This window comes from Hymenobacter cellulosivorans, assembly GCF_022919135.1.
GTDB lineage: Bacteria > Bacteroidota > Bacteroidia > Cytophagales > Hymenobacteraceae > Hymenobacter > Hymenobacter cellulosivorans.
This window is the reverse complement of the sequence record NZ_CP095049.1, coordinates 5,439,280-5,462,500: the sequence shown is the minus strand read 5'-3', so window position 1 is coordinate 5,462,500 and position 23,221 is coordinate 5,439,280. Positions and strand designations below refer to the sequence as shown.

Annotated in this window: 16 protein-coding genes and 2 rRNA genes (1 of these 18 cut by a window edge); 9 read left to right on the top strand and 9 right to left on the bottom strand. The window is 58.7% G+C overall.

All coding sequences use genetic code 11. From position 1 onward, the window contains the following. From MUN80_RS23115 to MUN80_RS23085, 7 genes are all read left to right on the top strand, one after another. Positions 1-2,221: ribosomal RNA gene (locus MUN80_RS23115) — 23S ribosomal RNA — on the top strand (it extends 684 nt beyond the left edge of the window). Between the two features lie 78 nt (positions 2,222-2,299). Next, positions 2,300-2,411 (top strand): 5S ribosomal RNA (gene rrf, locus MUN80_RS23110). A 295-nt stretch (positions 2,412-2,706) separates the two neighbouring features. Continuing rightward, on the top strand, positions 2,707-4,767 hold the full coding sequence (locus MUN80_RS23105; RefSeq protein ID WP_244716779.1) for a BatA domain-containing protein: 2,061 nt from the start codon (positions 2,707-2,709) through the stop codon (positions 4,765-4,767). 56 nt (positions 4,768-4,823) lie between these two features. Next, positions 4,824-5,351, top strand: a complete 528-nt coding sequence (locus tag MUN80_RS23100) for a DUF4199 domain-containing protein (RefSeq protein WP_244716777.1) — start codon at positions 4,824-4,826, stop codon at positions 5,349-5,351. Between the two features lie 36 nt (positions 5,352-5,387). Continuing rightward, the gene (locus MUN80_RS23095; protein ID WP_244716775.1) at positions 5,388-5,921 is read left to right on the top strand and encodes a DUF4199 domain-containing protein; all 534 of its coding nucleotides are present in this window, start codon (positions 5,388-5,390) and stop codon (positions 5,919-5,921) included. Then, entirely contained in the window at positions 5,914-6,903 is a 990-nt protein-coding gene (locus tag MUN80_RS23090) for a glycosyltransferase family 2 protein (RefSeq protein WP_244716772.1), read from the top strand. The genes MUN80_RS23095 and MUN80_RS23090 overlap by 8 nt, the downstream gene beginning before the upstream one ends. A gap of 6 nt (positions 6,904-6,909) precedes the next feature. Next, the gene (locus MUN80_RS23085) at positions 6,910-8,037 is read left to right on the top strand and encodes a glycosyltransferase (protein ID WP_244716770.1); all 1,128 of its coding nucleotides are present in this window, start codon (positions 6,910-6,912) and stop codon (positions 8,035-8,037) included. 196 nt (positions 8,038-8,233) lie between these two features. Here the strand turns inward: MUN80_RS23085 and MUN80_RS23080 are convergent, their stop codons facing one another. The 3 genes from MUN80_RS23080 to MUN80_RS23070 form a co-directional block, all read right to left on the bottom strand. After that, positions 8,234-9,328, bottom strand: a complete 1,095-nt coding sequence (locus MUN80_RS23080; RefSeq protein ID WP_244716768.1) for a glycosyltransferase family 9 protein — start codon at positions 9,326-9,328, stop codon at positions 8,234-8,236. An 86-nt stretch (positions 9,329-9,414) separates the two neighbouring features. After that, positions 9,415-10,089, bottom strand: a complete 675-nt coding sequence (locus tag MUN80_RS23075; RefSeq protein WP_244716766.1) for a response regulator transcription factor — start codon at positions 10,087-10,089, stop codon at positions 9,415-9,417. A gap of 261 nt (positions 10,090-10,350) precedes the next feature. Continuing rightward, on the bottom strand, positions 10,351-12,105 hold the full coding sequence (locus MUN80_RS23070; RefSeq protein WP_244716764.1) for a T9SS type A sorting domain-containing protein: 1,755 nt from the start codon (positions 12,103-12,105) through the stop codon (positions 10,351-10,353). 298 nt (positions 12,106-12,403) lie between these two features. Here MUN80_RS23070 and MUN80_RS23065 point away from each other — a divergent pair, with 298 nt between their 5' ends. Further along, complete coding sequence (locus MUN80_RS23065) at positions 12,404-12,544, top strand: hypothetical protein (RefSeq protein ID WP_244716762.1); 141 nt, start codon at positions 12,404-12,406, stop codon at positions 12,542-12,544. A 64-nt stretch (positions 12,545-12,608) separates the two neighbouring features. Here the strand turns inward: MUN80_RS23065 and MUN80_RS23060 are convergent, their stop codons facing one another. From MUN80_RS23060 to purB, 3 genes are all read right to left on the bottom strand, one after another. Further along, positions 12,609-14,327: a T9SS type A sorting domain-containing protein gene (locus MUN80_RS23060; RefSeq protein ID WP_244716760.1), complete on the bottom strand. Its 1,719-nt coding sequence runs from the start codon at positions 14,325-14,327 to the stop codon at positions 12,609-12,611. Between the two features lie 240 nt (positions 14,328-14,567). After that, positions 14,568-16,259, bottom strand: a complete 1,692-nt coding sequence (locus MUN80_RS23055) for a T9SS type A sorting domain-containing protein (protein WP_244716758.1) — start codon at positions 16,257-16,259, stop codon at positions 14,568-14,570. A gap of 55 nt (positions 16,260-16,314) precedes the next feature. Continuing rightward, on the bottom strand, positions 16,315-17,679 hold the full coding sequence (gene purB / locus MUN80_RS23050; RefSeq protein WP_244716756.1) for an adenylosuccinate lyase: 1,365 nt from the start codon (positions 17,677-17,679) through the stop codon (positions 16,315-16,317). A 159-nt stretch (positions 17,680-17,838) separates the two neighbouring features. On the opposite strand from purB, the gene MUN80_RS23045 reads away from it, so the two are divergent. Continuing rightward, positions 17,839-19,986, top strand: coding sequence for a transglycosylase domain-containing protein (locus MUN80_RS23045; protein ID WP_244716754.1), 2,148 nt, complete (start codon positions 17,839-17,841; stop codon positions 19,984-19,986). Between the two features lie 79 nt (positions 19,987-20,065). Here the strand turns inward: MUN80_RS23045 and MUN80_RS23040 are convergent, their stop codons facing one another. From MUN80_RS23040 to hemG, 3 genes are read right to left on the bottom strand one after another with little or no spacing between them, the layout of a single operon-like run. Next, positions 20,066-21,013 (bottom strand): TerC family protein, encoded by a 948-nt coding sequence (locus MUN80_RS23040; protein ID WP_244716752.1) that lies wholly within the window; start codon positions 21,011-21,013, stop codon positions 20,066-20,068. Between the two features lie 38 nt (positions 21,014-21,051). Further along, the gene (locus MUN80_RS23035) at positions 21,052-21,849 is read right to left on the bottom strand and encodes a polyprenol monophosphomannose synthase (RefSeq protein ID WP_244716750.1); all 798 of its coding nucleotides are present in this window, start codon (positions 21,847-21,849) and stop codon (positions 21,052-21,054) included. 20 nt (positions 21,850-21,869) lie between these two features. Then, entirely contained in the window at positions 21,870-23,204 is a 1,335-nt protein-coding gene (gene hemG, locus MUN80_RS23030) for a protoporphyrinogen oxidase (RefSeq protein ID WP_244716748.1), read from the bottom strand. Between the last annotated feature and the right edge of the window lie 17 nt (positions 23,205-23,221).

The following is a 23,221-nucleotide window of genomic DNA, read 5'->3' as shown; positions in this document are numbered from 1 at the left end:
GCGCAGAGTCAGAGGAGGTAGACGCGAAACTTTGTGATCTACCCATGAGCAGGATGAAGGTTGGGTAAAACCAACTGGAGGTCCGAACCAGTTTCCGTTGAAAAGGATTTGGATGACTTGTGGGTAGGGGTGAAAGGCCAATCAAACTGAGAAATAGCTCGTACTCCCCGAAATGTATTTAGGTACAGCGTCGGCGTTGAGTTACTAGGAGGTAGAGCTACCGATAGGACTAGGGGGTGTCATAGCCTACCGAATCCTGACGAACTCCGAATGCCTAGTAATATAGCCGGCAGTGAGGCTTGGGGTGCTAAGGTCCCAGGCCGAGAGGGAAAGAACCCAGACCATCTGCTAAGGTCCCTAAATCCGGACTAAGTTGAACAAAGGAGGTCCACTTGCTTTGACAGCCAGGAGGTTGGCTTGGAAGCAGCCATTCCTTTAAAGAGTGCGTAACAGCTCACTGGTCGAGCGAGAGGGCATCGATAATACGCGGGCATCAAGTCCGGTACCGAAGCAATGGATTTACGCTTATGCGTAAGTGGTAGGGGAGCATTCTGGTCAGCGGTGAAGGTGTCCTGTCAGGGATGCTGGAGCGGCCAGAAAAGCAAATGTAGGCATGAGTAACGATAAGGCGGGTGAGAAACCCGCCCACCGATAGACTAAGGTTTCCTGATCAACGCTAATCGGATCAGGGTTAGTCGGGACCTAAGGCCACGCCGAAAGGCTACGTCGATGGACAGCTGGTTGATATTCCAGCACTTACTTACGAGAGTGATGCAGTGACGCAGAAGTGAAAGTACCGCGGGCGGACGGAAGTGCCCGTTAAAGTGTGTAGGTATAGAGAGGGTAGTCAAGTACGCCTTCTTTGCTGAACCACGATAGTACCTGGCGGCTTCGGCCAACGGGATAGTGTACCTAATCAGACTGCCAAGAAAACCTGCTAAGCGTTTTAATTCGTGAGTAACCCGTACCGCAAACCGACACAGGTAGTCAAGGAGAGAATCCTGAGGTGCTCGAGTGAATCACGGCCAAGGAACTCGGCAAAATGGTCCTGTAACTTCGGGAGAAGGGACGCTTCCTCCAGCGATGGAGAAGCCGCAGTGAAAAGGCCCAAGCGACTGTTTAACAAAAACACATGACTTTGCGAACTCGCAAGAGGAAGTATAAGGTCTGACACCTGCCCGGTGCCGGAAGGTTAAGAGGGGAACTTAGTCGCAAGGCGAAGGTTTGAATCGAAGCCCCGGTAAACGGCGGCCGTAACTATAACGGTCCTAAGGTAGCGAAATTCCTTGTCGGGTAAGTTCCGACCTGCACGAATGGTGTAACGATTTGGGCGCTGTCTCAGCCGTGAGCTCGGTGAAATTGTAGTCTCGGTGAAGATGCCGAGTACCCGCCACGGGACGGAAAGACCCCGTGCACCTTTACTATAGCTTGACATTGACGCTGGGTAACACATGTGTAGGATAGGTGGGAGACTATGAAGCGGTGGCGCTAGCCATCGTGGAGTCAACGTTGAAATACCACCCTTGTGTTGCTTGGCGCCTAATCTCTAATCGGGAAACAGTGTCTGGTGGGTAGTTTGACTGGGGTGGTCGCCTCCAAAAAAGTATCGGAGGCTTTCAAAGGTTCACTCAGTACGCTTGGTAACCGTACGCAGAGCGCAATAGCATAAGTGAGCTTGACTGTGAGGCCTACAAGCCGAGCAGGGTCGAAAGACGGATATAGTGATCCGGTGGTTCCGCATGGAAGGGCCATCGCTCAAAGGATAAAAGGTACGCCGGGGATAACAGGCTGATCTCCCCCAAGAGCTCATATCGACGGGGAGGTTTGGCACCTCGATGTCGGCTCGTCACGTCCTGGGGCTGGAGAAGGTCCCAAGGGTTCGGCTGTTCGCCGATTAAAGTGGCACGCGAGCTGGGTTCAGAACGTCGTGAGACAGTTCGGTCCCTATCTGTGGTGGGCGTTGGAGATTTGAGAGGACCTGACTTTAGTACGAGAGGACCGAGTTGGACCAGCCGCTCGTGCACCGGTTGTGACGCCAGTTGCAGCGCCGGGTAGCGACGCTGGGATGAGATAAGCGCTGAAAGCATCTAAGTGCGAAACTCACCTCAAGATGAGATCTCCCATAATAAGAGTCGTGGTAGACTACCACGTTGATAGGCTGCAGGTCGAAGGTCCGAAATGGCCGAGCCGAGCAGTACTAATGACTCGAGCGCTTCTAGTAAACCCAGTTCTGCTTCTTTCTTCTTACCCGTTTCCTGCGTCAACGTTATTGACTATGCAAACCTGCATGGACACCAGTAATGGTGGCTTTAGCACGGGTGTTCACCTCTTCCCATTCCGAACAGAGCAGTTAAGCCCCGTAGCGCCTATGGTACTACCTTCATCGGTGGGAGAGTCGGTCGCCGCCAACCTTTTTTTAGCAACACCCCCTCGCGACTTCGGGCTGCGAGGGGGTGTTCTCGTTTGAGGCCCACCCGCCCCGGCCAGCCCGCTGCCGAACCCGTGGAAGGCGCGGTAGAAAGACGTGACGCTCCCTATATCCTTAGGGATGATATATGTGCTAAAATCAATTTTGTTTATTGTTTCGAGGCGATTTTCGGGCTGCCATTTTAAGCGTTTACCCTTTTTTAAAAGGAAATTGCTGCATGTAATGAGTAAGTGTGGTGTCTTTGGTTGTTACATTCACAGACTTATTCCAGGTACCTGATGGCATTAACTTATCCGTGGTTTTTACTGGGACTGCTGGCTGTAGGCATTCCTATTGCAATACACTTCTTTGAGCTGCGTCGGCCCCAGCGTGTATTGTTCACTAATGTGAGCTTTATCCGGGAGATAAAGCTGGTAACGGCTCGTCAGCGTAAGCTTAAGCACTTACTAATATTAGCAGCCCGGATTGGCTTTATAGCTTTTCTAGTGCTGTTGTTTTGTCTGCCTTATATACCGGCACCAGAGCAAGGCCAGTCGCCGGGTGGTGTGGTAACAACTATTCTTGATGCTTCACCGAGCATGGCCGTGGAAGGGGAGGATGGGCAGGCTCTTTTTGAGCAGGCTATTGAGCAGGCTGATCAGCTGCCAACGGCGTATCCTGCTTCTGCACGTTATTTATTCCCGACGGCTTCAAATTCTTTATTAACTGCCAATGCTTTCCAAACCACCTTGCAGCAAGCAGGCATATCGGGGCAAGCAAAGAGCATAAATACTTTGGTGGATAGAGCGCAACGCGCAGCCGGTATACGGCAAACATTCATCTTCTCAGATTTCCAAAGGAACTCGTTCAGTGCCCAGGCTCTCAAAGCGGATACGTTAAATCAAACCTATTTGGTGCCTTTGCGGGGAAAGCAAACGGCAAACGTGTACGTGGACAGTGTGCTGCTGGACGATGCATTTGTGCGCTCGGGTTCTGATATTGGGTTACGGGTTCGGTTGCGCAATGGTGGCACGCAGGCTGCCACGGATTGTCAGGTTAAAATCTTTGTTGGCAATCGGCAGGTGGCGGCATTTCGAACTGCTATTGGTGCTCACGCGAGTACGACCAGTGCAGTTAGAGTACGGCTGGATAGTCCCGCTCTGCAGCAGTGCCGGGTTGAAGTAGAAGATCTGCCAGTAACCTTTGATAATACCTACTTTTTCACGCTGCAGACCTCGCCCCAGATTGGCATTCTGAATCTGGCGGGACCGCAGGAAACGGCTGTGGGGCGCGTATACCGTAATGAGGCGATGTTTGCATTTGCCAGCAGCAACCAGAACCTGGATTATAGCCGGTTAAACGCGGCCAACCTCATTATTCTGGAGGAGATGCCCAAGATTAGCAATGCGCTCCGGGAAAACTTGGTGCGGGCCGTGAACCAAGGCGCTACGCTGGTGATAGTGCCGCCGGTAGCAGGGCCAGATGCCCAAGCTGAGTACACGCGCCTGCTTACCAATCTGGGAATTGGTGGGGTGCAGTGGCAGGTGAACCCAGGGGCGGCATCGGTATTGCAGGACGTGGCGGCACCAGCGCTCCAGAATCCGTTTTTTCAGGATGTGTTTAGCGCCTCGAACCAGCGGGCGGTGATGCCTAAAGTGGCTCCTGTGCTGCGATGGTCCCGTTCGGGAACTGACGTGCTGAAAATGCGCAGCGGAGATGGATTCCTAGCTGGATTTTCCAGTGGGAAAGGTAATGTGTACTTGTTTTCCGCCCCGTTTGGCCCAACTTATTCTAATTTCACCCAGCACGCACTGTTTGTGCCCGTCATGTACCGTTTAGCAATGCGTAGCTACCGGTCGGAGCAGCGCTTGGCCTACCGTTTAAACCAGAACACTATTGCCTTAGGAATACCAGTGCAGCAGGGCTCCGGGCAGCGCGATGAGCCGGTAGTGAGCTTGCGCAGGGATAGTTTGACGGTTATTCCGGCTCAGCGTTGGGAAGGCGGCAGCTTGCGGCTGACGCTGCCGGCTGTGGTGCAGGAGCCCGGCTTTTATGAAGTAGTGTATAACAATAAGGTGCTGACAACGCTGGCTTTGAACCTGGACAAAGCAGAATCGGAGCTGGCCTACTATTCTGCGGCAGAGCTCCGGCAGCTGATTGGCCCGAATCAGCCCAATATTCAGGTGTACGAAGGTGGCACCGACCGCTCGGTGGCCGCGCATTACAAGGCTCAGCGCGTAGGCACCCCGTTGTGGCGCTACTGCTTACTGCTGGCCTTGGGTTGCCTGCTGGCTGAAGTGCTGCTGCTGCGTTTTATGGGCAGCCGCAAGCCTCAGCCAGTGGCAGCAGTAACAGCGTAGGCGGGTAGTTTACCCAAAGTCCTCTATCTTGCCGCACTTATTACGCTTACTTAGTTTTGGAAAAGACAGCTCCTCTTTCACGTCCAGTAGTATTACGCACAGCTGCCATTTGCGGCGTAATTACCGCCTTATTGTGCTTCCTGTGGGTGCTTTTCCTTTACTACACACATAATAACCCGTACGGCCCTAAAAGGACGTTCTCCGACTTTTTTCCTCCTATAGCAGCAATAGTTAGCCAAATATGGCTTCGCCGCTATTATGATCAAGGGCCAGGATTGCTGAAAGCAATAGGAGTAGGAGTCCTAACTACTCTTATTGCTGCAGCATTAGCGGGAGTTAGCTTGTATATGTTTGCTAAGAATGCAGACCCAATTCTTATTGAGGAATATTTAACGGAAGCAAGACAAGTAATAATAGCTGCGAAGCCACTGTATCTCAAGCAGCCAAATGGCTTACAACAACACGCAGCTATGTTAAAAGACTTGGCTCGGACCCCTGCTGCTTTTGGAGTAGATGAATTCTTCAAAAAGCTAGTATTAGGCATCCTTGTCGCAATTCCGGTCGGTGTTTTCCTGCGCAAATAACTTTCACTTGTCCAATCTTTCACCAATTACTACCACATGGAAACTACTGCTACTCCCGTTTCCCCCGTTGCGGTTGGGGTGCGCTACGGCCTGATTACCGGCCTGCTCTGGATTATTGTCGATTTTATTCTGCGCGCCACCGAGCTTTCTTTTAAGTACTCCATTTACATGAGTGCCAGCATTCTGGTCTATGTTCTGGGCATTGTGCTGGCGCACCGCTTTTTCAAGCAGCAGAACCAGAGCTTTATGACCTATGGGCAAGGTATGCTGATTGTGTTGGTGCTCTCTCTGATTGCGGGTCTGTTGTCGGGCATTTTCAACTTTGTCTACGTCAACTTCATCGATACTGATTACCCGTTGCGGATGCGCACAGACTTTGAGGCCTGGATGAGCTCTATGCCTGGTGTGCAGGAAGAGCAGATCGAGAAAAGCCTGGCCGATATGAGCGACGAAAAGGTTAAGTCGCCGCTGCAAATTGGTAAAGGCGCCATGGCGGGAGCTTTCATCGGGCTTATTCCTGGCCTGATCGTGACCATTTTCACCAAGCATAAACGACCCGAGTTTGACTAAGCGTTTGTCGTCCCAGTTTCCGGTTGAGCTGTCCATTGTTATTCCCCTGCTTAACGAAGCCGAATCCTTACCGGAGCTCACGCGCTGGATCAATCGGGTGCTGACCCAGCACGGGCTGAGCTACGAGGTGATTCTGATTGACGATGGCTCGACTGATGCTTCCTGGGACGTTATTGAAGAATTATCCCAAACCGATTCGCACCTGCGCGGCATCCGGTTTAACCGCAACTACGGTAAGTCGGCGGCCCTAAACACGGGTTTCCGGGAAACAACCGGCCGGGTGGTGTGCACCATGGACGCCGACCTGCAGGACTCGCCTGAGGAGCTACCCGAACTCTACCGCATGATAGTAGAGGAACGCTACGACCTGGTGAGCGGCTGGAAAAAGAAGCGCTACGACCCGTTGAGCAAAACCATTCCGACCAAGCTCTTCAACGGTGCCACGCGCTGGATTTCGGGCATCAGCCTGCACGACTTCAACTGCGGCCTGAAAGCCTACGACCAGCGCGTGGTCAAGGGCATCGAGGTGTATGGCGAAATGCACCGTTACATCCCGGTCATTGCCAAGTGGAACGGCTTTGGGCGTATTGGCGAAAAGGCCGTGCAGCACCAGGAGCGCAAGTACGGCGTGACCAAATTTGGGCTGGAGCGGTTCGTGTACGGCTTCCTGGATTTGATGTCCATTACCTTCGTGAGCCGGTTTCGGCGGCGGCCCATGCACTTCTTTGGCACCCTGGGCTCGGTGTCTTTCTTGGTGGGCATGCTCATTACGCTGTGGCTGGTCATTGAGAAAATATACCTGGCCAATCAGAACCTGCGGGCCCGCGACGTGACCGACCAGCCGCTTTTCTTCCTGGCCCTGGTAGCCGTTATTGTGGGTATGCAGCTGTTCCTGGCAGGTTTTCTGGCCGAAATGGTGCAGCTCAACGGCCCGCGTCGCAACGACTACCTGATTCGGGACAAAATCAACTTACCTGACTAACTTCTCGTGGCACGCGTCGTCATCATCGGTCCGGCTTACCCGCTGCGGGGTGGCCTTGCTACGTACAACGAGCGGCTGGCCCGGGCTTTTCGTGAGGCCGGCGACGAGGTGCGCATCGTCACGTTCAGCCTGCAATACCCTGATTTTTTGTTTCCGGGCCAAACCCAGTTCAGTACCGAAGCCGGTCCCACGGACCTCGATATTGAGGTCAGCATCAACTCGGTGAACCCCGTGTCGTGGTGGAAAGCGGGCGAGAAGCTGCGGCGTGAGAAGCCCGACCTAATTATATTCCGCTTCTGGCTGCCGTTTATGGGCCCGGCCCTGGGCTACATTGCCCGCCGTATCCGCCGCAACCGCCACACCCGTGTCGTGGCCATCACCGACAACGTAATTCCGCACGAAAAGCGCCCTGGCGACCGGCCCCTTACGCGCTATTTCCTCTCGGCCTGCCACGGCTTCGTCACGATGTCGCGCGCGGTGCTGGCCGATTTGCGCCGCCTGCACTTTAAGCAGCCGGCCCAGTACCAGCCCCACCCGCTCTACGACAACTTCGGGGCGTTGAAAGCCAAGCCAGTGGCTTTGCAGGGGTTGGGCCTGGACCCGAAATACGGCTATCTGCTATTTTTCGGCTTTATCCGGGCCTACAAAGGGCTGGACATTCTGCTGGAAGCCTTTGCCGACCCGCGTCTGCAGCAGTTGCCCGTCAAGCTCATCATTGCCGGCGAGTACTACGAAGACGCGGCTCCTTACGAAGCCCTAATCAAGCAGCACAATTTAGAAAGCCGCCTGGTGCGCGCCACCGATTTTATTCCCAACGAGAAAGTAGCCGACTACTTCTGCGCGGCCGACATGGTGGTGCAGCCTTACAAAAACGCCACCCAGAGCGGCGTATCGCAGATTGCCTACCACTTCGAGCGGCCCATGCTGGTTACCGACGTAGGCGGCCTGGCCGAGCTGATTCCCGACGGTGAAGTGGGCTACGTGGTGAAGCCCACCCCCAAAGCCATTGCCGACGCCCTGGTGGACTTCTATGAACACCAGCGCGAATCGGAACTGGCCGCGGGCGTATGGGCCAAGAAGAAAGAGTTTTCGTGGAGTGAGATGGTGGCTGCCCTGAAAGCCGTGGCGGGGTAGAAATTACATCCCTCCCTCTGGCATTGCGAGCAGACCGAAGCCATCCGTCCTCTAAAATGTGCTGCGCTGCCTTAAGTGAAAAGCCCTTTCCCGTAATAACGAGAAAGGGCTTTCTGGTAAAAGAACGTTTGTCACTAGCAAAGACGGATGGCTTCGGCTAGCGCCTCGCAAGGATAGCTGGCAAGAAGGTTCGACACTACACTGGCACGCTGGCCTGCACCGCCGCAAATACCTTTTCGGCCGGTAAGTCTTCCATACAGCTGGTGCCCAGTTTGCAGGTGCCGCGGTAGAAGCACACACACTGCCGGTCGGGCTGCACGAGCTGGCCCCGGCCGTAAAGGTCGAATTCGTAGGGATTGAAGATGTTGTTCATCAGCACCGTGGGCTTTTGCAGAGCAATGCTGATGTGCATGGCCATCGTCACCTGGGTCACGATGCCGTCCATCTGGTACATCAGGTTGATGAACTGCTCCAGCGGGAAGGTGCCCAGGTAGGCGGCGCCGGTGGCCGCGTGCAGGCGCTGGTTGCGCTCGTCTTCGGCCGCACCGCCTAGCAATACCGGGACGTAGCCGGCCTGTTGGAGCTGGGTAATCAGGCTCAGCCATTTCTCATCCGACCACAAACGCGTCGTCCACCGGTCGCCGCAGCCGGTGTTGAGGCCGATGCGGGGCTTGCCGGTGGGCAGGTTGCTCCAGTTGTAGCCTTTGTCCTGGTGGGTGTCGAAAACGTACTCCTCATGCTGGAACTCGAAGCCGCAGAGCTCGAAGATTTCCTGCACGTAAGGTTTTTGATTGAGCTGACTCAATTCGTCGAACACGCCTGTGAGGAACTTGTGGTTGGCCAGCTCGTTGCTGGGCCAGGCCACACCGTTGGGCAGCAGGGTATAGCCAAACTTACGGGTGGCCCGAATCGTGTCGTGCAGGGCGCAGGCTTCCTTGTCCTTGTCCAGGTTCAGCAGGAGGTCAAATTCCCGGGCCTGCAGGTGTAGCACGCTGGTCAGCTCCAGCTTCAGAATCTCGTCGATGGCCCCGGCGGGCAGAATGGCCGGCGTGTGGGTCAGCCAGGTAATCTTGGCCTGCGGATACTCTTGGCGCAGGCGGCGCAGCAAGGGCGTAGTCCGGATAACGTCGCCGATGGCCCCAAGCTTGATGATAAGAATCCGCTGCTGTACGGGGGCATACTCGGGGCAGCCGGCGCACTGGTAGCCGTGCTCTTTGTTGGGGCGGCAGGGAACATCACCGCGGAAATGGCGGCAGTCGGGATGAACAAGGATGCCGTTTAGTTCGGGCATGAGGAATTCAGAAGCAGATGGGGGCCAAAATTAGCAGGCTTTCAGGGATAAAAGCATACCCGGCCCGCCCGCGTTGGGTGCCCGGCTCAAATCAGGTCGAAGGCCTGGGCGTACTGCACCAGGTCGTAGCCCGATTCGAGGTTGAGTTTCTGCTTGATGTTGCGGCGGTGGGTTTCGGCCGTTTGCACCGAAATAAACAGCGTTTGCGAAATCTCCGGGGCGCTGCGGCCCAGGGCCAGGTAGCGCAGCACTTCGCACTCACGCTTGGTGAGCTGCCCGAACTTGCTGTGGTTTTTACGCAGAAAATTGTTTTCCTCCAGCAGCCGGGTCGCCTTGATAGACACCGAGCTGGTCGGGTCGATGGGGCAGGCAAAGCACAACCCCAGCAGGGGCAGGCCGTCGTCGCCGCGCAGCAGAATTCGGATTGAGCTCATGTACCAGCTCCAGTCGGGGCTTTGGGTGGTGCGCACCTGCTGGAAAAAGGTCACGATTTGGTTCAGGTCGTTCTGCTCCAGCAACGCCATTATTTTAGGCACATACTCGGCCGACTCCTGCTGGTTGAAAAAGCGGGAGTGGTACTCGGGCCCCATGGCAATGAGCTCGGCTAGGGTGGTGCGCAGCAGCTGCAGCCCCGGGCGCGACATGTACTCCACGCACTGGGTGCGAAGGTTGTGAACGATAACAACGCCGGGGTAGAAATCGGCAGTGGCGGCCACTTCCGCAATGGTAGCGGCAATACGCGTGTACGAGTCGGGTTGCATAGGATGCGGGCAGGACGAGAGTTGGGTAATTCCGGATAAAAATAGGTTTTTAGCAATGTGGAAAAAGAGCTACAGCGCTGTTTCCCTCTTGGCAGCCCCCTTTACCCGACCAACCACCCTAAATCCTCGTTGAGTCCCGTTGCCCGTTCAGTAATCAGACATTCTGAAGGCCTCGTAACTGGCGGAGCACGCACAAAAAGCCCCGGCTCACACGAGGGTGAACCGGGGCTTCTTACTGGTAATGGCAGCGGGCCGATACCGTTATTGCACTACTAACTGGGCCCGCTGCGCGCCCGCCTCCAGTAGGTAGAGGCCCGGGGCCAAGCCAGCCGTGGCCAGCCGGGCTTCCTGCTGACCAGCCAGAACCGTGCTGGTGCGTACGGCCCGGCCCAGCGCGTCGCGCAGGGTTACCGGCAACGCAGTGCTCGTAGACGAGGACAGACGCAGGGTAGCAAAGGTACCCGCGGCAGCCGGGTTTGGGTAGAGGGCCAGTGGCGCTACACCCGCCACCTGGCGCACACCCAGCGGCAGGCCCGCGTTGCTGAGCTTGGCTACGAAGGCATTGCTGCCGAAAGAAGCCGGGTAAGTCAGGGTATTCGCCCCAAAGGTGATGGAGCCCAGAAAGTCACCCGTGGCAAACATGTTTCCGGCAACATCCAGCGCAATAGCTCCGAAAGTGAATTCGCCATTCGTGCTAACGGACGGGGTGAGCTGGGCATAGTCCCAACTTTGCGTGGTCGGGTTGAAGCGGGCCACAAAATTCCGACCGGCGGTGGGGTTGACCAGGGTACGCGTGCCAAACGTGTAGGTAATGGCATTGGGCATATTGCCGACCATAACGGCGTTGCCTTGCGCATCGACAGCCAGGGCCTCCGTATTGGTAGCGCCATTAGCGCTGCCCGCGTGGCCGATAGTACCTACGGCGCCCCACTGGCCGGTGGGCGAGAGGCGGGCCACAAATTCGTCCTCGTTCACCGTGGTGCTGCCTATTTGCAGGCCGGTGCTTAGGCCCTCACCCGCCAGCCACACGTTGCCCGTCCGGTCATATTGTAGTTCGTTGGCAATGTAGGCCACCGAGCTAGTCCCTGCGGCCGCAACCTGCGTAGCCCACGCCCACTGGTTGGCGGCGCTGAGCTGAGCCACAATATTTATGGCCTGGGTAGTACTGGTCGAGGTGACGGTTGTGCCACCCAGCGTCACGGAGCCGTTGCGGATGCGGAAAGCCAACGCTACTTGCCCCTGTGGGCCCACTGCGGCCTCGCTCACTACGAAACGACTGCTGCTGGCGGTACCGGTGGAGGTAGCGCCCACGGCGCTTACCCACTGGCCTGCCGCATTCAGGCGGGCTACAAACACACCGGCAATAGGAGCAGCGGGCAGCGTAATGCCGCCCAGCGTGACGGTGCCGGAGTATTCTCCAGCCACTACCAGGTTGCCGGCCGTAGCATCCCAGCCCGCGGCCAGGATCCGGGTACCGGATGTCCCAATCAGCGCCTGGGGCTGTCCGTTGGCATTGAGGCGGGTAATAAAGGAGGCCTGAGCTTTGGTGGTGGTGTAGGTGAGGGAGCCCACCGTAACCAGGGTCCCCCCATTCGGCGATATTGTTTGATCATCACTTACGTCACCAATGGCATAGGTGTCGCCGGCTGGATTGACGACGACGTGCTCAAAGGCAAGGGCTTCACCGTTGCCGGTGGCCTTGAGCGCCCAGAGCCACTGCTGGGTAGGGGAAAGCTTGGCCACAAAACCGCTGGCAAAGCCCGAGCCCCCGGTAAGAGTGGTGCTGCCAAACACGCGGGTGGCGGAGGCTCCGCTGCCCGCGCCGTTCTGCAGGATGCCCGCTACGTACTGGTTGCCACTGGCATCAACAGCCAGGCCAACGCCCGCGGCGCCGGTGTCGTCGGTGGCGGTGGGGTTAGTTGGTTGTAAGCCGCTCGTCCAGGCCGGCGTTTGGGCCTGAGCCGCGGATAAGCCTAACGTAAACGCAAAGCCAACAGAGAGATAAATGTGTCGCACAGGCAGGTAAGGTTTGGGGTTAAATGAAGGCCCAAAGGTCCTGCCTGCCCTATCCTTCGTCAATACCTACATGTGGGTATTTTGGCAAAGACGGTGAAGAGTCGACGGGCGCCGTGCTAATTCGTGCCAATATTCCGGTGGCAAAAAGAGTGTCACTAGAATATTGTCACTCTATGCCCAGCCGTTCTAAAGCCCAGCCGTTAACCCGCTGCCAGACCCGCTTGGCCCAGTCCCACTGTGCCTGGCAACGCTCCCGGCCCTGCAAGCCGCCCCACCGACGGCCAAAAGCCAGGATTGCTTGGAGTCCTTTGCAAGTGAAGCACGGCAAATTCTGCAGAAGCAGACCGGAATGCCGGCCGAGCTGGAGCTGAACGTGCTGGCCTTGGAAGCCGCCGAAATCAACCTGTTGCTAACTGCGGTGCCGACTCCTGCTCCGTAAAAGGCAACAAAAAGCCCTGGCCCACGCAAGGGTAAGCCAGGGCTGGAAAGTAGATAAGACCGTTCTACTCGACTACCAAACGACCCGTGGCTGTTCCGTAGCGCACCACGTACAGGCCGGGCGTCAGGCCGGCCACGTTCAGGGTAAGCGTGGTGGAGCGTGCTGGCACGGTCTGGCGGCGCACCTCGCGGCCTAAGGCGTCGAAGACCAGTACGGGGTGGATACTGGCGGCGGCGGGCAGAGCCAGCTGAGCGCTGCCGTGGGCCGGGTTGGGCGTCAGACTTACCAGTTCCTGAGCGGTGGCGTGCTTGCTACCTAGCGTCAGGTCCGACAACTGGGCTACGTAGGCCGTGGTGTTGGGCGGAGCCGGGAACGTAAAGGGCCCAATGACCAGTGGGTTAGAAAACTGCCCGGTAAGTACTACCCTGTTGCTGGCGCTGTTCACGGCTATGTCCGTTGGGCTTTCACTCTCAAGGCCCCCCGCTCGCACGGCACTGGTCCAGATGTTGTTGGTGCTCAGGCGAGCCACAAAGATGTCGGTCTTGCTATTGGCATTGCTGGCTGGGTTGGCGTTGGTAAGAGTGATGGCGCCAAATGCAGCCGAAGGTCCCCGAAAAGACCCGGTCACGTAAGCATTGCCGCTGGCGTCGAGGCTGAGGCCCGCGTTACGGTCATCATCAGTGCCCCCGGCGCGGATGGCCTGGGTCCAGGTACCACTACTGTTGAGGCGGGCCACGAAAATGTCGCCGCTGGCGCCGTTGGGGTTGGTATTGGTCAGCGTAAAGGGGCCAAAGTCGGTAGTGGTGCCAAAGAAAAAGCCCGCTACGACGGTATTACCGCTGCCATCTATTGCCACTTCGGTAGGAATAGGGGAGCCCGTGGTATTGGCCGTGGCCTGGGTCCAGGCACCGGCGCTGCTGAGGCGGGCCACAAAGGCTGTGCTAACCGTGCCCTGGGGAAAAATATTGGCCAACGTGGTAGTACCAAAACTTATGGTCGGGCTCTTGAAATACCCCACCGCACTCACCGTTCCGTTCGCATCGACGGCCAGCGCATTGAGAGCGTCATCATCAGTGCCCCCGGCGCCACTTACTTGGGTCCAGGTGCCAGCCGGGCTGAGGTGGGCAATGAAAAGGTCGCCGGTATCAACGCCCGCACTCACGGGGCTGGCATTAGTGAGCACAGTGGTGCCAAAACTGGCCGTGGGACCGTAAAAAGTGCCCCCTACAACGGCATGGCCCGCGGCATCCAGGGCCAGAGAAGCCGCCGATTCACTGCGGGCAGTGCCAGCCCGCACGGCCTGCGTCCAGGCGCCGGCGCTGCTCAGACGAGCCACGAAGATGTCGGTAGTAGAGCCCCCGCCCGCATTGGTAAGCGTGGTAGTCCCAAAGCTGATGGTAGAGCCGGTAAAGTTTCCGGCTACTACGGCGTTGCCGGCATTATCCAGGGCCAGGGCATTGATGTACACAGCGGCCCCGCTACCCCCGGCGCGCACGGCCTGGGTCCAGACTCCGGTGCTGCTGAGGCGGCCCACGAAGCCGTCGATTCCGCCGGTGCTGGTCAGCGTGATGGTGCCCAGCACGACGGTGCCACTAAAATAGCCGGCCACCACGGTGTTGCCCGCCCCATCCAGAGCCGTAGCGGTAATCGTAACATTGCTGCTGTTACTGGTAGTAGTAGCCGCCGTGGCCCACTGCCAGCTTTGCGCCTGCACGGTCGCCGGCAACGCCGTAAACAGAGAAGCAATAAGGGCAGCACGCAGGCAATTGGTAATAATTCGCATAAAGAAAGAATTAGGGTGCGAGAATATTCCCGCAATCCTACATAATAATGCAGCAAAAGCCCGCGCCGCTGGTTATTTGATATTTTTATTCAATTTCCGGTCATCGCCAACGGTCCGGCTTTGGGCCGGCGAGGCTACCGTTGCGACTGGGCCGGGCTCACGAAAAAGCCCCGGCTCCCGCAATGGGGCCGGGGCTTTGGACATAGCCTAAGTATGGGTGAAGCCAGGGGCCAGCACTACTTACTCCACGACCACCTGCACGCGGCTCAGACCGGCTTCGGCCAGGTACACGCCGGGGGCCAGGCCCACGGTGGGCAATTGTATTTCCTGCTGGCCCGCCACCAGAGTGGTTTGACGTACTACCCGGCCCAGCGCGTCGCGCAGCACCAGGGGCTGGGCTACCGAAGTGGCCGTTGCCAGCCGCAGCGTGGCAGCCCCGGCTGCAGCGGGGTTTGGATACACGGCCAGAGGGGCTGTGCCGGCCGCCTGGCGTACGCCCAGGGGTAGCCCTGTGGTACGGGCCACGAAGCCGGTATTGTCGGTAGCAGTAGTTGAGTTCAGGGTCGTCGAGCCGATGGTTGTAGTCGACAGGTAGAGCCCGGCAATAGTGGCCTCGCCCGAGTTCGTCAGCGCCAGGTCCACTACGGCTTCGTCACTGCCGGCACCCGCGCGTACTGCCTGGGTCCAGGCCGAGCCCTCGCTATTGAGGCGGGCCACAAACAGGTCGAGGGAGAAGCCGTTAGCATCGGCATTGCTGAGCGAGAGGTTGCCAAACGAGGCAGTAGGACTAGCAAACAACCCCCCGACCGTGGCTTGTCCATTGGCACTGACGGCTACGGCCAGGGCGCGGTCGGCACCCGGCCCGCCGGCCCGCACCGCCTGGCTCCAGGTCCCGGTCGGGGTAAAGCGGGCGGCAAAGATATCCGAGGTGGTGCCGGCGGCATTGGCGTTGGTCAGCGTGAAAGAGCCGAAGCTGATGGCCGGACTGTCAAAGCTTCCTACGATGGTGGCATTGCCCGCGGCATCAAGAGCCAGGCGGCGGGCCTGGTCGTCAGCCGCTCCGCCGGCCCGCACGGCCTGGGTCCAGGCACCGGCGGCGCCCAGGCGGCCCACAAACACGTCGTTCGTCTGCCCGCTGGGGTCGGCATTGACCAGCGAGAAGGTGCCCAGGCCCATCGTCTGGCCCCGGAATGAGCCCACCACGACCACCGTGCCATCAGCGGCCAGGGCTACGCCTTCAGCCCGGTCGTCGCCGTTGCCACCGCCGCGGACGGCCTGCGTCCAGGTGCCGGCGCTGCTCAGGCGGGCCACGAAGATATCGGCGGCACTAACATTAGCGCCAGTCGTATTTATATTAGCCAGGGTTGTGGGGCCGAAGGTCGTGCTGGGGCCGTAGAAAAAGCCTGCCACCACAGCATTCCCGGCCGCATCCAGGGCTAGCGTAGAAGGGAAAGCTGCGCCGCCGCTGCCGCCCGGTATGGCCCGCGTCCAGGTGCCGGCGCTGCCGAGCTGGGCCACGAACACCTCCGCTCCGCCGGGAGGGCCAACTTTTGTCAGCACCGTAGAGCCAAACTCGGCAGTGGCGCTGTAAAAGCCACCCAGCACGGTGGCCGTGCCGCTGGCGTCCAGAGCCAAGTCAATGGCGTAGTCTTCATCGGGGCCGCCGGCCCGCACGGCCTGGGTGAAGGCGCCGGCACTGGTGAGGCGGGCTACGAAAACGTCGCGGTTGCCGGCGCTGGTGAGCGTGGTGCTGCCCAGCATAATAGTGCCCGTAAAGTCACCGGCAATTACCGTAGCCCCGGTGGCGTCAGTGGCGGTAGCGAATACGCGGGCATTGCCGGTACCGGTAGGGGCGGCCACCCATTGCCAGCTCTGGGCCTGCGTGAGGCCGGGACCCGCCAGTAGCGCGGCCAGCAGTAAAAATTTGTTCATAGAGGCAGGAATGTAAGATTGGTAAAGCCAGTCAGAATAAACAGCCCCGGGCCCGCTAGATGCCCACGTAGGTATGGGGCGTAATGGCGCGCAGCTCCTGCTTCACGCTTTCGTCCACGGTCAGGGTCTCAATAAACTCCCGGATACTGTGCTGCGAAATAGCCTCGCCGGTGCGGGTCAACGCTTTCAGCGCATTATAGGGGTCGGGGTAATTCTCGCGCCGCAGCACCGTCTGGATGGCCTCGGCTACCACGGCCCAGTTGGCGTCCAGGTCGCGGCGCAAAGCCTCCTCATCCAGGGCTAGCTTATCGAGGCCACGCTGCAAAGAGGTCAGCGCAATCAGGATATGACCCAGCGGCACGCCCAGGTTGCGCAACACCGTGGAGTCGGTCAGGTCGCGCTGCAGGCGGCTGATGGGCAGCTTGGCCGCCAGGTGCTCCAGCACGGCGTTGGCCACGCCCAGGTTGCCCTCGGCGTTTTCGAAGTCAATCGGGTTGACCTTGTGCGGCATGGCCGACGAGCCCACTTCCCCGGCCTTGATGGTCTGTTTGAAGTAACCCATCGAAATGTACTGCCATACGTCCCGGGCCAGGTCGATGAGGATGTTGTTGAGGCGCTTGAGCCCGTCGCAGGTGGCCGCCAGGTGGTCGTAGTGCTCAATCTGGGTGGTGGGCTGGCTGCGGTGCAAGCCCAGGCGGTTATTGACGAATACGTCGGCAAACTGCTTCCAGTCGACCTGCGGATAGGCTACCTGATGGGCGTTCAGGTTGCCGGTGGCCCCGCCAAACTTGGCCCCGAACGGCACCTGGGCCAGCAGCTCTACCTGGGCATCGAGCCGGGCCACAAACACCTGGATTTCCTTGCCTAACCGCGTTGGCGAAGCCGGCTGCCCATGAGTGCGGGCCAGCATCGGAATGGTTTCCCAATCGGCGGCGCGGGTGGCCAGCTGGTTGCGTACCTGGGCATAGGCGGGCAGCAGCGTGTGCAGCAGCGCGTGCTGTAGGCTCAGCGGAATAGCCGTGTTGTTGATGTCCTGGGAAGTCAGCCCGAAGTGGATAAACTCCAGGTACTGACCCAAACCCAGGGCCGAAAACTGGTCTCGCAGAAAGTATTCCACGGCCTTTACATCGTGGTTCGTGACCTTTTCATGAGCCTTCACGGCCTCGGCCTCGGCCTGGGAGAAGTTCTTGTAAATGCCGCGTAGCTGGCCAAAAACGGCCTCATCCACGCCCTGTAGCTGGGGCAAAGGCAATTCACAGAGGGCAATAAAATATTCGACCTCAATGAGCACCCGGTAGCGAATCAGGGCCAGCTCGGAGAAGTAGGCCGCCAGGGGCAGGGTTTGGCGGCGGTAGCGCCCGTCGAGGGGAGAAACGGCAGTGAGCGGGGAAAGGGCGGCGTAGTCGGCAGCAGCAGTCATGCGTAGAAAGAAGTTGGCCAGAGAGCCCAAAGGTAGCGAATGAGGCGGCGCGGCTACGGTTAGCGCAGCGGTTTTCGCTACCTTTGTTACCCGGGCGGCAGCGGGTTCGGCACAACATTGGCATACGCCTACCGCTCTTTTCTTCCTCTCCTCGTTCGCGTGACTTCAGCTACTAAGAAAAAAATAGGCATCGGTCTGGGCATCCTCGCGGTGTTGCTCGGCGTGGCCCTGGGCGTATTCTTGCTCAAACGACAGCAGCTTCTGGATTATGCTCTGCAACGGGCAAAAGCCAAAGTAGAGCGGAAATATCCAGTAACCCTGACCCTGGGGAAGGCCCGCTTTACCGACCTCAATACCGTGGGTATTGCCGGTATGAGCATGGTGCCTACGGCCGCGCCCACCGATACGCTGCTGCAAGCCCGCCAGATGACCGTGTCGTTGAGCGTGCGGTCCTTGTTTGCCGGCCGCCCGGTGTTTAGCAACCTCGAAATCAACGACGCTCAGCTCACGGCCCGCAAAACGGCCACCACCGACAACTTCTCCTTTCTCTATAAGAAAAAAGGTGCCCAGCCTGCCACTCCGCGCGATACCACGAAGGGCGTGAACTATGGCCTGCTGGTCAACCAACTGCTGGAGGGCAGCTTCGACAATATTCCCGAGGAAGCCGACTTTCGCAACTTCCTGGTTACGTTCGACAGCCCGCGCCACCGGGCCCGCATCACCATGCCCCGGCTGGCTATCGAGGACGGCGACATCAGCGGGCAGGTGACGGCCGTCATCGACTCGGTCGAGAACCGCGTCGGGGTGCAGGGCCATGTGGAGCCCGGCGACTACGCCCTCAATGCCGAGGTGTTCGGCCTGGAGCGCCGGCCGGTGGTGCTGCCCTACGTGCTGCGCCGCTACGGAGCCCGGGTGCAATTCGACACGCTGCGCCTGAGCCTGACCGACAAGGACCTCGACGACGACGAGCTGACGGTGCGCGGTACGGCCTCGGCGGCCAACTTCATTGTAAACCACCCCAAGCTCTCGGACCGTGACGTGCGTTTTCCCCGCGGCGGCATCGACTTTGTGGCCCGTCTGGGCCAGGCCTTTGCCGCCCTGGATAAGGGCACGAAAGTGACCCTGAACCGCATGGAGTTTTTCCCCGTCATGAGCGTGCGCAAGCTGCCGGTGAACCAGCGGGTAATTGGTAAAATGGTGAACGGGCTGCGCAGCCGCAGTGAGGCGCTGGCTGGTCTGCAGGTAAATGCCGACGTGGAATCGGCGGAGACCCCGGCCAACACTTTCTTCGAGGCCCTGCCCGAAGGCATGTTCAACACCTTGGAAGGCATGCAGGGCGAAGGCACGCTCACGTACCGCCTGCATCTGGCCCTGGACATGAACCAGCTCGACAGCCTGGAGTTCAACTCTGGTCTGACACCCAAGAATTTTCGCATCAGCCGCTTCGGCCGCGAGAATCTGAACAAGCTCAACGAAGACTTTTCCTACACGGCCTACAACGACGACGGCGACTCTATTAAAACCTTCTCGGTGGGTCCTTCCAACCCGAAGTTTACGCCCTACAGCGAGGTGCCCAATTACCTGAAAAACGCCATCATGACGGCCGAGGACCCGCGCTTCATGTCCCACAAGGGCTTCATGGAAAAGGCGTTTGTGAAGTCGGCCATTCAGAACATCAAGGAAAAGCGCTTTGCCCGTGGCGGCAGTACGCTGTCGATGCAGCTAATTAAGAATGTGTTTCTGACCCGGCAGAAAACCGTGACCCGCAAGATCGAAGAGGCCCTGATTGTGTGGCTTATCGAAAACACTCGGCTGGTATCGAAGGAGCGGATGTTTGAGGTCTATCTGAATATCATCGAGTGGGGCCCGAAAGTGTACGGCGTAAATGAGGCCGCACGCTTCTATTTCGACAAGCAGCCCAGCAACCTGAACCTGTCGGAAAGCCTGTACTTGGCCAGCATTATTCCGCGGCCCAAGCGCTTCCAGATGTCGTTTAACCAGTACGGCGAAATGCGCAGTGCGGCCCGCTATTTCCACCGCCTCATTGCCGACCTGATGGAGCGCAAAGGCATGATTTCGGAAGGCGACCGGGAAAGTGTGACCTATAATCTGAGTTTCCCCGGCCGTGCCCACAGTTCCATCTTCCGCGCCGTGCGCCCCGATACGACCCGCACCGTGTTTGCCCCCGACTCCACCCAGTTTGAGCAGCCCCTCAACCTGATTGACCTGCTCGGTGGAGAAGCCCCCGACGCCGGCGTGAACACCAACGCTACTCCGCCGGCAACGACCCCGCCGCCCAAGCAGTAAGCCCGGCGCATAAACCCGAAAAGCCCCGACAGTGCCAACTGCCGGGGCTTTTCTTTGGTCCTAATAGCCGTAACTGCCGCTATTCTTCCGGAGCCGGCGGAATAAGGGGAGAATCCTTTTTAGGAAAGAGCAAGGACAAGGCCACCGAACCCAGGAGCAGCACTCCCACTACGCCCAAGGAAATGGTCATGGGAAGCTCGTAGAACTCGGCCAAAAGCAGCTTGCCGCCGATAAAGACCAGAATCAGGGCCAGGCCGTAGTGCAGGTAGTGAAACAGCTGCATGAGGCCAGCCAGGGCAAAATACAGGGCCCGCAGCCCCAGCAAAGCAAACACGTTGGAGGTATAGACAATAAACGTGTTGCGGGAAATAGCCAGGATGGCCGGAATCGAGTCGGCGGCAAAGACCACGTCGGTTGTTTCAACCATCACCAGCACCACAAACAGGGGCGTGGCAAACAGCAGCCGCTCCTTGCGCACGAAAAACTTGCCGCCTTCCATCTTGCTGGTGATGGGCAAGTGGCGGCTCAGAAACTTTACCACGGGGTTGTCGTCGGGGTTGATTTCGGGCTCCCCGGCACTCAAAGCCATCCGGATGCCGGTGTACACCAAAAAGGCACCCAGCACGTACATCAGAAAGTGAAACTTGGCCAGCAAGGCCGCTCCGGCCAGGATAAACACGGCCCGCAGCACTAGGGCCCCGATGACGCCCCAGAACAGAATACGGTGCTGGTATTCCTGCGGCACCTTGAAGTAGGTGAAAATCAGCAGAAAGACGAACAGGTTGTCGACGCTCAGCGACTTCTCAATCAGGTAGCCGGTCAGGAATTCCAGGCCGGCCTGCTGGCCCATAGTGCGGTACACCAGATAGTTGAAGGCCAGGGAAAGGGCAATCCAGAACGCACTCCAGCCCAGGGCTTCCCGGATGCGGACCACGTGCGCCTTGCGGTTGAACACCAGCAGGTCGAGCATCAGCATCAGGAGCACAAAGGCATTGAAGCCTACCCAGAAGGCGAGGGAGTTTTCCATAAGCGCAGCATACGCGGCCTATGCCGTCGTAGGAAGGCTTACCTGGTTTCGCGGGCCGGGGTTGCGGCGGAAGCTGAAACAGTGGGCGCCGGAGTGCCGGCTGGTATCCGCTCGAAGGTGCGGAACAGGCTGCTGAGCTTCATCTGCACTACCCCAAACAGCGCTTCCTGAAAGATGCCCTTGGTCATCTTGGACGTGCCCCGGGTGCGGTCGGTGAAGATAATCGGCACTTCCTTGATGCGGAAGCCATACTTGTAAGCCAGCCACTTCATCTCGATCTGAAAGGCGTAGCCCACAAAACGGATTCGGTCCAGCGGAATGGTGCGCAGTACCCGGGCCGTGTAGCATTTGAAGCCGGCCGTGGCGTCGGCAATGGGCATGCCGGTAATCAGGCGCACGTACGCCGAGGCGAACCACGACATCAGCACCCGGTCCATGGGCCAGTTGACCACGTTTACCCCCTGGATATAGCGCGAGCCAATGGCCATGTCGTAGCCATCCACGGCGCAGGCCTCGTAGAGGCGGACCAGATCTTCGGGGTTGTGCGAGAAGTCGGCATCCATCTCGAAGATGTACTGGTAGTTGCGTGCCAGGGCCCACCGGAAGCCGTGGATATAGGCCGTGCCCAGACCCAGCTTACCGCTGCGCTCTTCCAGAAATAGACGGTCGGGAAATTCCTGCTGCAGGCCGCGCACCACCTCGGCGGTGCCGTCGGGCGAGCCATCGTCGATAACGAGCACGTCAAAGCCTTTGGGCAGGGAAAACACTTTGCGGATAATCAACTCCGCGTTTTCCCGCTCATTATAGGTTGGTATCAGGACGAGCCCATCATTCATAGTTGGTCAAAGATAAAGATTCAGTTTGCGCCCTGCGCAATTTTTTCGGCCAAGGTCCGAGCGTGGCGAATGCAATCGGGCACGCCCACACCGGCCCGCCAGTTGGCCGTGCTGTAAATACCGTCGGCCACCAGGGCATCGGCCGCCGCGTGCGCCGCCACGATGCGGTGGTCGAACTGCGGAATGGCCCGCTCCCAAGAGTACCGGTATTGCCACAGGGGTTGCACTGCCCGGACGCCGTAAAAACGGCTCAACTCGGCGTGCACCTGGGCCAGCTGCTGCTCGGCCGGTTGCCGCGCCTGCGCCTCGTACTGCGTACCTCCAACAAACGTGGTAAACAAAACGTGTCCGTCGGGCACCCGATTTGGGTAAATGGAGCTAGTCCAGATGCTGCCGGCGGCGTAAGGCTGCTCTACTTTGGGATGCAGGGCCCCAAAACCATCGAGCGGGTGAGCTACGTCGGCGCGGTGGTAGGCCGTATACACGGCCGTCATTGGCGGGTGATACACGGCCTCCAGCGCGGCCGCGGCCGCGGGATACAGCGGCTGCAGCAATGGTGCTGCCGCGTAGGTAGGCAGGGCCAGCACCACGGCCGAGTAGGGCGTAGCGGGCTGAGTTTCGCCGTTGGTCGTCAGCTGGTACTGGCCTTCCGGGGTGCGGGTTAGCTGGGTTACGGCCGTGCCGAAGTGGGCATTGGTGAGCTGAGCCGCCAGGGTTTTGGGCAAGGTTTGCAGCCCGTCGCGCAGGGTGATGATGCGGCGCCGGGTGCCGGGTGTGCCGCTTTTAGCCAGGCCCTTGAGCACCGAGCCGTGGGTCTGTTCCAGTTCCACCATCCTGGGGAAAGTCTTGTGCACCAACAGCTGCTCCGGGTCGCCGGCGTAAATGCCCGAAATGAAGGGGTTCAGGGCGTAATCCACGATTTCGGGGCCGAAGCGGCGGCGGAAGAAGCCAGCCAGGGTTTCGGTAGGGTCTGGCGTTTGTACCGGGCGGCGTAGTTCGCGCAGGATGTTGAACTTGGCCTTCAGACTAAAGAAGCCGCTCAGCAGCAGACCGGGCGGAGAGCCGGGCAGCTGCTGGTACTTACCCGCCCGCAACACGTAGCGGTTGGCACTCACAGCTGCCGTGTCCTGCAGCTGGTCGGTGAGGCCTGCGTGTTCGAGTAAGTCACTGAGCTCGTCGCTGAGCTGCAGAGAATTGGGGCCGGTTTCGAGCAGGTAGCCGTCGTGGTGTTCGGAGCGGATATTGCCGCCGGGCAAGGGGCTGGCATCAAATAGGTCGTAGGCCACACCGGCCCGCTGCAGGTAAAAGGCCAGAGTAAGGCCCGAAATACCGCCCCCAAGAATTGCAATCCGCATGGTGCACTACCGTTAAT

What these genes read in the sequence shown, in the direction of transcription:
- MUN80_RS23080 (WP_244716768.1), bottom strand. Translation starts at nt 9,328, where the DNA reads ATGCCCGAACTAAACGGCATCCTTGTTCATCCCGACTGCCGCCATTTC.
- MUN80_RS23035 (WP_244716750.1), bottom strand. Translation starts at nt 21,849, where the DNA reads ATGAATGATGGGCTCGTCCTGATACCAACCTATAATGAGCGGGAAAAC.
- MUN80_RS23055 (WP_244716758.1), bottom strand. Translation starts at nt 16,259, where the DNA reads ATGAACAAATTTTTACTGCTGGCCGCGCTACTGGCGGGTCCCGGCCTC.
- MUN80_RS23040 (WP_244716752.1), bottom strand. Translation starts at nt 21,013, where the DNA reads ATGGAAAACTCCCTCGCCTTCTGGGTAGGCTTCAATGCCTTTGTGCTC.
- purB (WP_244716756.1), bottom strand. Translation starts at nt 17,679, where the DNA reads ATGACTGCTGCTGCCGACTACGCCGCCCTTTCCCCGCTCACTGCCGTT.
- MUN80_RS23075 (WP_244716766.1), bottom strand. Translation starts at nt 10,089, where the DNA reads ATGCAACCCGACTCGTACACGCGTATTGCCGCTACCATTGCGGAAGTG.
- MUN80_RS23095 (WP_244716775.1), top strand. Translation starts at nt 5,388, where the DNA reads ATGGAAACTACTGCTACTCCCGTTTCCCCCGTTGCGGTTGGGGTGCGC.
- MUN80_RS23060 (WP_244716760.1), bottom strand. Translation starts at nt 14,327, where the DNA reads ATGCGAATTATTACCAATTGCCTGCGTGCTGCCCTTATTGCTTCTCTG.
- hemG (WP_244716748.1), bottom strand. Translation starts at nt 23,204, where the DNA reads ATGCGGATTGCAATTCTTGGGGGCGGTATTTCGGGCCTTACTCTGGCC.
- MUN80_RS23105 (WP_244716779.1), top strand. Translation starts at nt 2,707, where the DNA reads ATGGCATTAACTTATCCGTGGTTTTTACTGGGACTGCTGGCTGTAGGC.